Genomic DNA, 13,709 nt, shown 5'->3' on the forward strand with positions numbered 1-13,709 from the left:
CCTGCAGTGTGAGAAGGAATCAGGCATGCACACACCACGGAACTTTCGGAACGCCCTGGTCGCCATGGGGGTCGCCGCGCTCACGGTCCCCTTACTCGTCTCATCCCCCTCCGCCACCACCGCGGGTCTCCTGATCGAGGGATACCTCATGACCGGATCAGGGGCGCAGTACATCGCCCCGAGTGCCTCGGCACTCTCGCTCGTCGGCATCGACGGCGTCAACCTGACCTCGACCGGCGCAGCGGTCACGGCGACACCGCCGGAGGCCGCGGGTCTGGTCACCGCGGCGAAGAGCAAGGGTCTCAAGACCGAGCTGCTGTTCGGCAACTTCGACGCGTCGATCAGCGACTTCTCCCCGGCCATCGCCACGAAGCTCCTCAGCAGCACGGTGAACCGGAAGGCCGTCGTCACCTCGCTCGTCTCCAAGGTCGCGGAGGGCGGGTTCGACGGAGTGCAGATCGACCTCGAGTCACTGAACAGCTCCCACAAGGCCGGTCTCACGAAGTTCCTCGCCGAACTGCGCGCCGCACTGCCGTCAGCGTCGACCATCTCGATCGCGCTCATGGCCACCGACACCGCCGCGGGCTACGCCGACGAGGGGTACGACATGAGTGCGCTGAACGCGTCCGTGGGGCGGTTCGTGCTGATGGCCTACGACCAGCACGGACCGACCTGGACCGATGCGGGCCCCGTCGGCGGCACGCCCTGGGTCGCGAGCGTGCTGGCGGCATTCATCGCGACCGGTGTCCCGAAGAGCAAGATCGGCCTCGGTGTCGCCGAATACGCGTACACCTGGCCGGGTGACGGGACCGACGGCGAGCAGCTGACCGTCGCCGAGGCGAGAGCGAAAGCAGGCAATGGTGCGACGTGGGACGCGACGCAGCAGGAGTGGACGGCGACACTCGCGGACGGCACGGTCATCTGGTGGTCCGACGCCAAGACCCTCGGTCTGCGGAAGACCTACGCCACCCGGCAGGGTGTGCACGGCCTCGCCGTGTGGGAGCTGAGTCTCGGTGATCCGATCAGCTGAGTCGCGCCAGCCTCGAGCCCGTCGAACGCCGCGTCGGAATCGGTTCAGGCGGTGGGTGGGCGGATCCAGGCAGTGACGGCCCGCGAATGGCTCGGTTTCTCCGGGGCCGGCCAGACCGACGGAGACGGTCGGTCTGCTCAGAGCGCCTGAAGCCGCACCCGTCTTCGGATCAGATGAGGTCCGCCGTCCGACTGCGCGCGGCGTAGACGGCGGGGGTCACGGAGAACCGGGTGCGGAACGCCCCGATGAAGCTGCTGACCGACTCGTAACCGACCGCGGGTGCGACGTCCTGCACGGCGACACCCTGTCCGAGCATTCCCGCCGCTGCGTGCAGGCGCACGCGGACCCGCCACTCACGGAAGGTGCATCCCGTGCCGTCCACGAACGCCCGGCCGATCGTCTTCGGGCTGACACCCGCCGCCGAAGCCCAATCGTCGAGCCCGCGCGGGTCGGCGGGGTCCGCCATCAGAGCCGACGCGATGGCACGCGCGCGCGGTTCACGGGGCATGGCCAACGCCTCATCGTCGCGAGCCGCAGCCGAGAGCAGGTCGATCAGGAGCGACCAGCATCGCCATCGCCGGCGCCCGGCCGGGTCGGCGTCGAGCAGGTGCGCCAGCAGCGCTCCCGAGAGGTCGTCGACCCGGACGGTCCGTGCACCGTTCCAACGGCCGCCCTGTGGGCGCAGCATCGGGTCGGCATAGACGCTGATGAGCTCTCCGGGCTCGCTGAAGCTCATCTCGTGCACCATCCCCGCGGGGATCCAGGCGAGGTGCTCTCGCCGCAGTCGCCGTCGATCGCCGAGGACCGACACCTCCATCGCGCCGGAGCTCATCCACGCGAGTTGGTCCTCGCGGTGCGAGTGCTCGTCGAACCGTGTCGTCGCATCGACCCGCGAGCGGGAAACCCGGAACTCCCCCGATGTCCCTTCGGCGTCATCCAGTGGGCCGAGGAGCCTGATCCCGCCGTCCGAGTGGTCACGACCAGACATTCAGCTGTCTCCATTCGACAAGTCCTGTCCGCTCAGCGCGATAGCGCGAAGCGATTAGGCAAGGCTAACCTGACTGTCGTCATCCCGCCAGTCGAACCGATGAAGGACCCCATGACCGTTCCGAAGCACCACCGCGCCCCGAGTGCGAGGACCGCTCGCCTGCTCGCCGCGGTGAGCGCGCTCGCCCTCGTCGGCGTCGCGCTCTCCGCCTGCTCGAGCGCCTCCTCGACGACCGCCGAGAACCCGAACTACACGACCGAGCCCAGCGACTCGTTCCCGGTGACGATCGAGCACGAGTACGGCGAGACGGTCATCCCCTCGGAGCCGCAGCGGATCGTCGTGGTCGGACTGACCGAGCAGGACATCCTCCTCGAACTCGGTGTCACACCGATCGCGACGACGGAATGGTACGGCGAGCAGCCCTATGCGGTGTGGCCGTGGGCGACGGACCTCCTGGGCGATGCCGAGCCGACCGTCCTCACCACGACCGACGGGTTCGAGTACGAGAAGATCGCGTCGCTGCGGCCGGACCTGATCATCGGGACGAACGCCGGCATGACCGAGGAGAACTACGCGAAGCTCGCGGAGATCGCGCCGACCGTGACCAATGAGGAGGGTGCGGGGCTCTACTTCGCGGATTGGCGGGACCAGACCAGGATGGTCGCCCAAGCCGTGGGTCGTTCAGCGGAGGGCGAGGCGCTCATCACGGGCGTCGACGAGGCCTACGCTGCGGCTGCGGCAGCGCACCCCGAGTTCGCGGGCCTCACGGCGACCTTCTCTCAGGGTGGGCCGTGGGACGGCAACCTGTGGGTCTACCCCGATGGCCTCAACACCGATTTTCTGACGGATCTCGGATTCACGATCACGCCCGGGTTGCAGCAGTACGTCCCGAGCGAGGGCGGACAGGCTCAGATCGCCGCAGAGAACGTCGGTGTCATCGACGCTGACGTAATCGTCTTCGCGACCGAGTCCACGGATTCCGTTCAGGAGGTGCTGGGCTTCGGCACCACCTCGAGTCTGGACGCCGTGACCGGCGGGCGAGCGGTCTTCACCGACGGCGAGCTCGCCGGTGCGATCTACTTCCTCACCCCGCTCAGCCAGAAGTACGTCCTCGAGCAGCTGGTGCCGCGCCTGGTGGACGCAGTCGCCGGCACAGCTCCGCAGAGCGTCGACGGCTGACCCGTCGGTGACCTCGCGCACCCCTCGCGGGCGCCGTTCGCTGGGGCTCGGGATCGCGGTCGCGGCACTCCTGACCGCGATCCTGCTCAGCATTCTCGTGGGGTCCCACCCCGTGGGCCCGACCGACGTCTGGCGGGCACTCACGAGGCCTGATGGCTCCGTCACCGATCTGGTCGTCCTTGATCTGCGGATCCCCCGCACCGTGGCCGGACTCGTCGTCGGTGTCGGGCTCGGCGTCTCGGGCGCACTCATCCAGGGCCTCACCCGAAACCCCCTCGGTGATCCGGGGATCCTCGGTGTGGACGCGGGCGCAGCGCTCTTCGTCGCGATCGGTGTCCTGCTCGGCGCGCGCACACCCGTGCAGTACCTGCCGTTCGCGTTCCTGGGAGCCCTGGTCGTGACAGCACTCGTCTACGTGATCGGCTCGGCAGGACGTGGTGGTGCGGATCCGGTCCGGCTGACCCTCGCCGGCGTCGCCCTTGCTGCGGTGCTCAGCGGCATCACGACCGCGATGATGCTCCTCGACCCGGTCACGTTCAGGCAGCTCCGCGGGTGGAACGCCGGGTCCTTCGTCGAGCGGGGCCTCGACGTCATCATGCCCGCACTCCCCTTCGTCCTCGCGGGCGTCGTCATCGCGCTGTTCAGTGCTCGATCGCTGAACGCCCTCGCGCTGGGCGACGATCTCGCCTCCTCACTCGGCACCCGCCTCGCGACCACCCGTGTGCTCGCCGTCGTCGCGATCACCCTGCTGGCGGGAGGGGCGACCGCGATCGCCGGACCGGTCGGCTTCGTCGGGCTCATGGTGCCGCACATCGCGCGGTGGATCGTCGGTCCCGACCAGCGGTGGATCGTGGCGTACTCCATCCTGATCGCGCCGGCTGTGCTGCTCACCTCTGACGTGATCGGTCGCGTGATCCTCTGGCCGAGTGACGTCCCTGTCGGGATCGTCACGGCGTTCATCGGTGCGCCCGTGTTGATCCACCTCGTGCGGCGCGCGAAGGCGAGCGCACTGTGAGTGGGGCCGAGGCCGGACCGCGCACGGTCGTGTGGCGGAGGCGATCGCTCTCCGTCCGCGTCCGGCTGCGCACGATCGTCGTGTGCGGGGTGCTCGGTGTGGTCGCACTCGCGTTGGTGTTGCTCGCGCTGTGTCTCGGCGACCTGCCGCTCTCGGTCGGTGAGGTCGCGTCGGCGTTCCTCGGCGGGCCAGGCGGTCTGGTGCAGACGGTGGTGCTCGAGTGGCGCCTCCCGCGAGTCCTCGCCGCGCTGCTCTTCGGCGCCGCCCTCGGACTCTCCGGCGCGATCTTCCAGTCCCTCACCCGGAACCCGCTCGCGAGCCCCGACATCATCGGGCTCACCGCGGGATCGTACGCGGGCGGTCTCATCGTGATCATCGTGCTCGGTGCGGGCGCCGGCTCGGCCGCTGTCGCGGGCGGTGCCGTCGGTGGCGGGCTGATCGCCACGGCGCTGGTCTCCCTCCTCAGCTACCGTCGAGGCATCCAGGGCTTCCGCCTCATCGTCGTGGGCATCGGCGTCTCGGCCATGCTCGAGGCGTTCAGTTCCTACCTCGTGCTGCGCGCGAAGCTCGAGGTCGCGATGCTCGCCACGGTCTGGGGCGCAGGCTCGCTGAACGCCGTCGGATGGGCCCAGCTGCTCCCGGCCGCCGTCGTCATCCTGGCCGTCACCATCGTCCTCGGGCCGCTCGGCGGCTCGCTCCGCCAACTCGAGCTCGGCGACGACGCGGCGAAGGCGCTGGGATCGCGGGTCGAACCCTCACGGCTCGGTCTCGTGGCGTGCGCCGTCGCGCTCACGGCTGTCGTCACGGGCGCAGCCGGACCCATCGCGTTCGTCGCCCTCGCCGCCCCGCAGATCGCGCAGCGGATCACCCGCACCGCCGGCATAGCGCTGGTACCGTCCGCCCTGCTCGGGGCCCTCGTGTTGCTGGCATCCGATATCGTCGCGCAGCACCTGCTGCCGACGTCGCTCCCGGTGGGGGTCGTCACCGTGATCGTGGGTGGCGGCTACCTCGTCTGGCTCCTCGTCCACGAGATCCGCAGACGCTCGTGACCGTTCTGTCGTGAGGACCGGGGATACCCCCTCACCGCATCGATCGGCGGCCCTCTAGCCTGATGCCGAAGAGCCGAAGCAGACGACGCGACGGCGGAAACGAGACACGATGTCGCTCCCTCCCGCTCCCGATCCCACCAGGACCGCCAAGCGCTTCATCCTCGCCGTCTTCAGCTTCGTCGGGCTGATGGCGTCCGGTGTCGGGGTGGTCTCGTGCTCGATCGGGCTCGCCGACACCGGTCACCCCGCCATGATCGTCGGGCTCGCCGGAAGCGTACTCGGCATCGCCGCCGCCTTCGTCGTGATGTGGACGGCCCTGCGCTCCGAACGCTGATCACGCCAGGCACCTCGGCTGGTCGCCTCCGTTGGACGGCGGTCGCCCGGACCAACGGTGCCGCCGGAACGTTCAGGTCGGGAACAGCGAGACTGATACGCTCTCGCAGGTCTGCGTTCGCGTCGCCACCCGGATCGTGACCGGGCTGCAGAGACGTGGTCATGCGCGCAGCGGGGCGTGAGGAATCGCAATGAGCATGGAAAGCGCGGCCTGGAGCTCGCTGTACAAGATCTCGAGCGCCAAGGACGCCAAGCATGGGATCTCCCGTGCGTCTGTTCGGCGGATCATGACGTTCGCAGTGCCCTACCGCGCCAAGCTGCTGGTCTTCATCGCGCTCTCCGTCGCAGGAGCGTTCCTCGCGGTGGCGACGCCGGTCCTCGCCGGGCAGGTGGTCGACGTCATCGTCGCCCGGGGCGAGGTGGCCACGATCGTCCGGCTCGCGGTGGTCATCGCCCTCGTGGCCGTGGCCGACGCCGCCGTGTCGCTGCTGACGCGATGGTACTCGGCGCGCATCGGCGAGGGGGTGATCCTGGACCTTCGCACAGCCGTGTTCAACCACGTCCAGAAGATGCCGATCGCCTTCTTCACCCGGACCCGGACGGGCGCCCTCGTGAGTCGCCTCAACAACGACGTGATCGGCGCGCAGCAGGCCTTCAGCGGCACCCTGTCCGGCGTGATCACGAACCTCGTCGCCCTGATCCTCACCCTGATCGTCATGCTCAGCACCTCCTGGCTCGTGACGGTCCTCGCGGTGGTGATGCTCCCCGTCTTCCTGGTGCCCGCGCGCCGTATGGGTGGCCGCCTCGCAGCGCTGCGTCGCGAAGCCGCCGACCACAACTCGGCCATGAGCACGCAGATGACCGAGCGCTTCTCGGCTCCCGGCGCCACGCTCGTCAAGCTGTTCGGCCGACCGGACCAGGAGGCCGAGGAGTTCCGTGTCCGCGCCGCCCGCGTCCGCGACATCGGTGTCCGGACGGCGATGCTGCAGTTCGTCTTCTTCACCGCGCTGATGCTCGTCTCCGCCCTCGCGCTCGCCCTCGTCTACGGCCTCGGCGGCTCCCTCGCCCTCGCCGGGCAGCTGGACACCGGTGAGGTGGTCACCCTGGCGCTCCTGCTGACCCGCCTCTACGCACCGCTGACCGGCCTCGCGAACGCCCGGGTGGAGATCATGAGCGCGGTGGTCAGCTTCGAGCGCGTCTTCGAGGTGCTCGACCTCGAACCGCTCATCCAGGAGAAGCCCGACGCCGTCACCGTCACCGAGGGTCCGGTGTCCGTGGAGTTCGACGACGTCCGCTTCGCCTACCGCTCCGCGGACAAGGTGTCCCTCGCCTCCCTTGAGGAGGTCTCCACGCTGGACACCCGCGGCGGCGAAGAGGTGCTGCACGGTGTCTCCTTCCGGATCGAGCCGGGCCAGACCGTAGCCCTCGTCGGGACGTCCGGAGCAGGCAAGTCCACGATCGCGCAACTCCTCTCGCGGCTGTATGACGTCGACGAGGGCGCCGTGCGCCTCGCCGGGACGGACGTCCGCGACATCGCCTTCGCCTCCATGCGGCACACCCTGGGCATGGTGACCCAGGACGGCCACCTGTTCCATGAGACCATCCGCTCCAACCTGCGACTCGCGCGTCCGGAGGCGTCCGAGGACGAGGTGTGGGACGCCGTCCGCCGCGCGCGGCTCGAGCCGCTCATCCGGTCCCTGCCGGACCAGCTGGACACCATGGTGGGCGAGCGTGGCTACCGACTCTCCGGTGGTGAACGCCAACGGATGACCATCGCGCGACTGCTCCTCGCTCAGCCGCGCGTCGTCATCCTCGATGAGGCGACAGCGGCACTGGACTCGACCTCGGAGGCGGCGGTGCAGGCCGCGCTCAGCGAGGCGCTCGAGGGACGCACGGCGATGGTCATCGCGCACCGGCTCTCGACCATCCGCAGCGCGGACCTGATCCTCGTGGTCGAGGACGGCTTGATCGTGGAGCGCGGGACGCACGACGAACTCCTGGCTGCCGGCGGGCGGTACGAAGAGCTGCACCGGACGCAGTTCGCCGTCCAGAAGGAGGCCTCAGGACCGGCGAACCCGCGCTCCACGACCGCCGACGGCGGGTAGCCACAGGCCCACCGCCTCGCGCGGTCAACGCAGGACGCCGTCCACCCGTCGCGGGACACCTGCGTCGCCGTCCCGCAGCTCGGGCGGCAGCTCGCCCTGCGGGGCGTCCTGCCAGGCGACCGGTTTGAGGAACCGTCGGATCGCACCGGCGCCCACCGAGGTGAACTGCGAATTCGTCGACGGCCAATCCCCGCCATGGTGCTGCGCCCACGAGACCGCCACACCGGTCGGATACCCGTTATAGACGAGCCGGCCGGATCGGGAACGGAGCGCCTGTCGCGCTCGCGGGACGCCCTCGTCCGCGTCGGCCGACCCCGCATCGCGGCCGAGCAGGAGGGTGCCGGTCAACGAACCGGGCAGTTCCGCGATGAGCTGTTCGGCCTCCGCGTCATCCTCGTACCGCGCGACGACGGTGAGCGGGCCGAAGCACTCCTCACCGAGCACCCCACCCAGTCCGCCGACCGGGACCTCGATGAGCGCCGGCGTCGTCCAGCCCGGTTCGGCCGTCCCGGCGAGCAACGGGATCGCCCGCGGGTCCGCGGCGCGCTCGGCCACGCCGGCGGCATAGGCGTCGGCCATCGAGTGCGTCAGCGCCTGCTTCGGTGCGACGCGTGCAAGCTCCGCCCGCAGGTGTTCGACGAGCGCGTCGCCCGCTCCGCCGGCCGGGAGCAGCACCACGCCTGGTTTCGTGCAGAACTGGCCACCGCCGAGGGTCACCGAAGCGGCGAGGCCGGCCGCGATCTCGACGCCGCGTCCTTCCGCGGCCGCCGGCGTCACGAGGACCGGGTTCACGCTGCCGAGTTCGCCGAAGAACGGGATGGGGTCCGCCCGGGCGGCCGCGAGGTCGGCGAGTGCGCGCCCGCCGCGGATGGATCCGGTGAAACTGGCGGCGCGGATACCGGGTTCCTGGACGAGGGCGCGACCGGCCCCGAACCCGTGGACGAGCGTCACCGCGTCTGCGGCGAGCTGCGCGATGACTCCGCCGACGAGCTCGCTCGTCCGAGGGTGCGCGGGGTGGACCTTGACGACGACACCGTTGCCCGCCGCGAGCGCCGAGACGGTGTCGCCACCCGGCACGGAGAAGGCCAGCGGGAAGTTGCTGGCGGCGTACACGGCGACGGGGCCGACGGGCACGAGCATCCGACGCAGATCGGGCCGTGGACCCATCGGGGTCGGTCCGGCGTGGTCGATGGTCGCCTCGAGGTAGGAGCCCTCACGGAGGACTGCTGCGAAGAACCGGAACTGGTAGCTGGTGCGGGCGAGTTCCCCGGTGAGTCGGGTCGGACCGAGCGCGGTCTCGGCGTCGGCCGCCTCGACGATGTCGTCACGGCGGGCATCGAGGGCGTCGGCGAGATCGTCGAGGAGCGATGCCCGGCCGGTACGGCCGAGTGCGGTGAGCCGCGTGGTGGCGTGGCGTGCCCGCTCGACGGCGGCCGCGACGGCCGCTCGGTCGGCATCGGAGTCGCTCGTCACGGTGTCGTCCGGGGCGTCGTTCGTCATCGATGGTCCTTTCGTCGGTTCCAGCAGCGCATCATTGCTCGGGTCACATCCATGCGGTCGACCCGTCCGGCTTCACCGGCACACGGCGCTGCCAGTGCACCCAGTCATCATTGGCGAGCGCCGCCAGGTCGATCTCGATCCCCCAGCCGGGTCGCTCCGGGCGCAGCTCCAGGTGGCCATCGACCGGTTCGTACGGGTCGTGGCACCAGGAGACGGGGTCGGGTTTGAACTCCAGGATCGAGAAGTTGGTCGTCGCGGCCGCGAAGTGCACGTTCGCGGCCGTGGCGAGTGGGCCGAGGGGGTTGTGCGGGGCGACCGGGACGAGGTGCGCCTCGGCCAGGTGGGCGATCTTCACCATCTGGGTGAGTCCGCCGACGACGCAGATGTCAGGCTGCACGATGTCGGCTCCCTGCACGCTCAGGAGCGAGAGGAACTCGTTCGGGGAGTACAGCGACTCCCCCGTCGCGAGGGGCACCCGCATCTCACTCCGGATCCGCGCCCAGGCCGGGAAGTACTCGGGTCGGATCGGTTCTTCGAGAAACAGGGGTTCGTTGGGTTCGAGGGCTGCGGCCAGCGCGACCGCCTGATGGGGTTCCCAGAGACAGGCATGCGCGTCGAAGCCGAACTCCCAGGCGTCAGGCAGCGTCTCCCGGACCTCGCCGAAGTAGCGGCCGAGCTCCGCCGCGACGAGGCCGAATCGGTTCCGGTGCAACTCGGCGCGATACGGACTGAGTTTGAACGCCGTGTACCCGTTGCGCTCGCTGAGTTCAGCGGTCGTGTCGACGAGCTGCGGTACGTCGGGCGCCGCGTAGAGTCCGGCGTACACGCGGACCCGGTCGCGGACGGCACCGCCGAGCAGCTGATAGACGGGCAGCCCGGCGGCCTTCCCTGCGATGTCCCACAGGGCGTGGTCGATGGCCGCGATCGCCGCGAGGCCCATCGCCCCCGGCGGGAAACGCGAGGACTGGAGCAGGAACTGGTTCACGTACGAGGTGCGGCGCGCATCGACACCCCTGATCTGCTCGAACAGGTACTCGAGCAGTGGTGGGAACGCGAGATCGGGTCCGTGGTTGTAGACCTCGGACCAGCCCTCGACGCCGTCATCGGTCGTGATGCGGACGAGGACGCGCGGGCGCTCCCCCACCCGTTGCAGGTAGGTGTCGAGCCGTTCGATCCTCATCGGGTGAGTGCTCCCGCCTCGGGACGGACGAGCGGCGCGATCGGCCAACCCGCGACGGAACGCCCGACTGCCGCGCGCCCGGCTTCGTCGAGTGGTGCACTGGGTGGACGGACCGATCGATCGGCCAGTCCGAGCTGGTGCATGGCCTCCTTGACGACCGACACGTTGTCGGCCGAGCGGTTGCGCGCACGCAGCTCCTCGAACGCGCTGATGTCCCGCCAGATCGCGCCGGCCCGCTCGTAGTCACCGGACCGGAGGGCGTCGAGCATGCCGAGCGAGACCGAGGGGGCGACGTTGACGAGTCCGGAAGTGAACCCCCGCGCGCCGCCCTGCCAGTACGCCGGTGCGTACGACTCGGCGAGCCCTGCGATCCAGACGATGTCCACGTCGGCTTCGGCCCTGGTGGTGGCGAACACGACGGGGTCGGGCACGGAGTACTTGACGGCGACCACGTTCGGTGCCTGTCCGACGAGGGCGCCGATGTGGTGCCCGCTCACGGTCGGTGTACTCAGGTACGGGATGACGCCGAGCTCCGGGACCGCCTCCGCGATGGCGCGGTTGTAGGCCACCCACCCGTCGGGCGACAGGTAGGGCAGCACGGGCTGGTGGATCATGATCGCGTCCGCGCCGGTCTCCGCGGCGAACCGTGCGTCGACGATCGCGGTGGCGAGGTCGAAGCCGACGCCGGCCACGATCGTCGTCCCGGCGGACGCGTTCGCGATGACGGTCCGGAGGATCGCGCGTCGTTCCTCCGGCGCGAGCGCGTAGAACTCGCCGGTGTTGCCGTTCGGCGTGAGCACCTGGACCCCGTGCGCGCCGAGTCTCCTCGTGAGCGTTCCGGCGAGCTCATGGTCGATGCCTCCGTCCGTGGCGTACGGGACGACGGGGATGCCGACGACGGTCGCGAGCCGTCGGCTCAGGTCGGCGCGGTTCAGGGGTGCGCGGTTCACGATGGAGTCCTTTCGATGGAACTGGGCAGCGGCTCGGTGAGGGCCTGGACGGGCTTGATCCGCACCCACAGTCCGTAGATGGCTGCGCTCACGAGGCAGCTGAAGGCTGCGAAGACGAGCGGGCCCACATAGGAACCGCCGCTGAAGGTCAGGAAGAGCCCGATGGCGATGGGGCTGATGAGGTTGCCGAGCTGCGAACCGAAGTTCTGGAACCCGGCGATCGAACCGACGGTCTCTGGCGATTCGGCGACCTCCGCAGGGAGGCTGAGGATCGCGGCGCCGGCGAAGGAGTGCGCCGCACTCGACACGGTGAGCACCACCATGAGGAGGACGTTGCTCTCGATGAAGGGACTGAAGCCGATGCAGGCGCTCAGTACGAGCCCGGAGATGATCGGGATCTTCCGCGCCAGATTCGTCGACATGCCGGAGGCGAGCATCCGGTCGGACACGATGCCACCGAGGACCGTCGCACCGATCGCGATGACGGCCGGGATGGCCCCGACCATGCCGAACTCCTCCTTCGAGAAGCCACGGTCGTTCAACAGGTAGCTCGGGTACCAGGTGAGGAAGAACGCACCGGCCAACGATCGGAACACGTATCCGAGCGTCAGCGCCCAGACCTGGTTGTTGCGCAGGAGCCGCGACCACGGGACCTTCGCAGCGCCTTCGGCGGCCTCGGGGGTCTGCACCATCTCGGCCTGGTCGGAGTTGATGTACTCGAGCTCCGCCCGGTTCACCTTCGGGTGCTTCTCCGGTGCGCGGTAGACAGCGAGCCAGCCGACGATCCAGAGGAGGCCGAAGAGCCCGATGACGACGAAGGCGAGCCGCCACCCTCCGAAGAGCGCGAGGGCGGTGACGAGCGGGACGGACAGTGCCGTGCCGATCTGCTGTCCCATGTCGAACAGGCTCGACGCGAACGCGCGTTCGCGTCGTGGGAACCACTTCGAGACGACCTTGACGTTCGCGGGTTGGACGGGTGCCTCGCCGATGCCGAGTCCGAGTCGGAAGAGCATGACGCTGCCGACGCCCTGCGACAGCGCGGTGAGGGCGGTCCAGATCGACCACCAGCCCACGGCGATGGGGTAGATGACGCGTGGACCGAACCGGTCGAGCAGCCAGCCGGACGGGACTTGGAACAGGGCGTACGTCCAGAAGAAGGACGACAGCACGACGCCCTGGACGGCCGGGCCGATCTCGAACTCCTCGGCCATGAAGGGCATCGCGACGCTCAGCGCGGCACGATCGAGATAGGCGATGGTGAGGCCGAGCGCCGAGAAGCCGACGATCGTCCAGCGGGTGTTGGTGCGCCGTCGGCGGACGGTGTCCGACTGAGAGGTGGCGCTGGTCGGTGTGTCATGATGAAGCATCGTTGCTCCTTGCGAGTAGCGGTGAAGCCTCCTCGGAGGCTGGAGATCAGGGGGCGGCCCGGGAACTTGGCGGTGAACGGGCCGCATCCCGCTTAGCCGACTCCTCCTTCCACGTCCGAACCGTTCGCGATCCTGCGTCGGGAGAACTGGTCGATGTGCGCGGCGACGAGCCGGGCGGCTTCGTCGGCGTCCCCGGCGGTGGCCGCGGCGAGGATGTCCGCGTGTTCAGCGGCCTCATCGCGCCACGTGGCCTGATGCGCCCACGATGCCGCGGCGACGAGTGCGGTCTGATCACGCAACCCGTCGAGCGTCTGGATGAGGAGCGGGTTACCGCACCCGGCGTACAGGGCGCGGTGGAAGGCACGGTTCGCGAGACTGCGCTGTGAACCCTCCGTCGCCTCGGTCGCCTGCTGGAGTGCGGCCGCCGCGTCGTCGAGGTCGACACCAGTCGCGACGGTGCGGCGGACGGCCTCGGGTTCGAGCAGCAGCCGGAGGTCGTAGATCGCGAGGGCGTCGGCGACCGTGAGCTCACGGACGAACGTGCCCGTGTAGGGTCGGATGACCACGAGTCCGGTCCCCTCGAGGACCTTGAGCGCCTCACGCACGGGGGTCTTGGACACGCCGAATTCGCGGGCGAGGTCGTTCTCGACGAGCGCGGCACCCGGCTCGACATCGCCGTTGAGGATGGCGGACTTGATCACCCCGAGGATGTGCGCCGTGCGCGATGGCAGCGCTCCGGCAGCGAACGGTACGGCGGACATGCGAACCTCCTCGGTCGTATATGAGATACGACCCTAGCGGCAGTGCGTGGGCGACACAAGTGGTGCCCGAACGTCATCGGCGCGGTCCCCGCGATTCGCGAGCCGTCCGTCTCCAAGACGACGCCGAGGCGATCCGACGAACGAAGTCACCCCGGAAGGTAGACCGCCCCGGGAACAGCGCTTCGCGTGGCTTGTCGGCGTCGGGTGCGCTGCGCACGCCGGTGCCGAGGGCGACGATGCGAGCGATGCCCT

Annotated in this window: 12 protein-coding genes; 6 read left to right on the forward strand and 6 right to left on the reverse strand. The window is 69.6% G+C overall.

Translation table 11 applies throughout. From position 1 onward, the window contains the following. Positions 1-25 precede the first annotated feature (25 nt). Positions 26-1,030, forward strand: coding sequence for a glycosyl hydrolase family 18 protein (locus HOW07_RS01850; RefSeq protein WP_175115931.1), 1,005 nt, complete (start codon positions 26-28; stop codon positions 1,028-1,030). A gap of 169 nt (positions 1,031-1,199) precedes the next feature. Here HOW07_RS01850 and HOW07_RS01855 read toward each other — a convergent pair whose 3' ends face one another. Next, complete coding sequence (locus HOW07_RS01855; RefSeq protein ID WP_175115932.1) at positions 1,200-2,018, reverse strand: AraC family transcriptional regulator; 819 nt, start codon at positions 2,016-2,018, stop codon at positions 1,200-1,202. 111 nt (positions 2,019-2,129) lie between these two features. On the opposite strand from HOW07_RS01855, the gene HOW07_RS01860 reads away from it, so the two are divergent. From HOW07_RS01860 to HOW07_RS01880, 5 genes are all read left to right on the forward strand, one after another. After that, positions 2,130-3,197 carry an ABC transporter substrate-binding protein gene (locus HOW07_RS01860; RefSeq protein ID WP_121291117.1) on the forward strand — a complete coding sequence of 356 codons (1,068 nt, stop codon included), beginning with the start codon at positions 2,130-2,132 and terminating at the stop codon, positions 3,195-3,197. 7 nt (positions 3,198-3,204) lie between these two features. Continuing rightward, the gene (locus tag HOW07_RS01865) at positions 3,205-4,212 is read left to right on the forward strand and encodes an iron chelate uptake ABC transporter family permease subunit (protein WP_175115933.1); all 1,008 of its coding nucleotides are present in this window, start codon (positions 3,205-3,207) and stop codon (positions 4,210-4,212) included. Then, the gene (locus HOW07_RS01870) at positions 4,209-5,261 is read left to right on the forward strand and encodes an iron chelate uptake ABC transporter family permease subunit (protein WP_175115934.1); all 1,053 of its coding nucleotides are present in this window, start codon (positions 4,209-4,211) and stop codon (positions 5,259-5,261) included. The genes HOW07_RS01865 and HOW07_RS01870 overlap by 4 nt, the downstream gene beginning before the upstream one ends. Positions 5,262-5,370: 109 nt before the next feature. Continuing rightward, positions 5,371-5,595, forward strand: a complete 225-nt coding sequence (locus tag HOW07_RS01875; protein WP_071259931.1) for a hypothetical protein — start codon at positions 5,371-5,373, stop codon at positions 5,593-5,595. Between the two features lie 190 nt (positions 5,596-5,785). Continuing rightward, the gene (locus HOW07_RS01880; protein WP_175115935.1) at positions 5,786-7,699 is read left to right on the forward strand and encodes an ABC transporter ATP-binding protein; all 1,914 of its coding nucleotides are present in this window, start codon (positions 5,786-5,788) and stop codon (positions 7,697-7,699) included. Positions 7,700-7,723: 24 nt separating this feature from the next. On the opposite strand, the gene HOW07_RS01885 is transcribed toward HOW07_RS01880, so the two are convergent. The 5 genes from HOW07_RS01885 to HOW07_RS01905 form a co-directional block, all read right to left on the reverse strand. Next, positions 7,724-9,199 carry an aldehyde dehydrogenase family protein gene (locus HOW07_RS01885; protein ID WP_175115936.1) on the reverse strand — a complete coding sequence of 492 codons (1,476 nt, stop codon included), beginning with the start codon at positions 9,197-9,199 and terminating at the stop codon, positions 7,724-7,726. A gap of 43 nt (positions 9,200-9,242) precedes the next feature. Then, positions 9,243-10,379, reverse strand: coding sequence for a mandelate racemase/muconate lactonizing enzyme family protein (locus HOW07_RS01890; RefSeq protein WP_175115937.1), 1,137 nt, complete (start codon positions 10,377-10,379; stop codon positions 9,243-9,245). Next, a complete protein-coding gene (locus HOW07_RS01895; protein WP_371743549.1) occupies positions 10,376-11,329 on the reverse strand; it encodes a dihydrodipicolinate synthase family protein in 954 nt (317 codons plus the stop codon). The genes HOW07_RS01890 and HOW07_RS01895 overlap by 4 nt, the downstream gene beginning before the upstream one ends. After that, a complete protein-coding gene (locus tag HOW07_RS01900) occupies positions 11,326-12,696 on the reverse strand; it encodes an MFS transporter (protein ID WP_158596575.1) in 1,371 nt (456 codons plus the stop codon). The genes HOW07_RS01895 and HOW07_RS01900 overlap by 4 nt, the downstream gene beginning before the upstream one ends. 92 nt (positions 12,697-12,788) lie before the next feature. Continuing rightward, positions 12,789-13,457, reverse strand: a complete 669-nt coding sequence (locus tag HOW07_RS01905) for a GntR family transcriptional regulator (RefSeq protein ID WP_175115938.1) — start codon at positions 13,455-13,457, stop codon at positions 12,789-12,791. Positions 13,458-13,709 lie beyond the last annotated feature (252 nt).

The sequence above is a fragment of the Plantibacter sp. MCCC 1A11337 genome (genome assembly GCF_013349365.1).
Taxonomy (GTDB): Bacteria; Actinomycetota; Actinomycetes; order Actinomycetales; family Microbacteriaceae; genus Plantibacter; species Plantibacter flavus_A.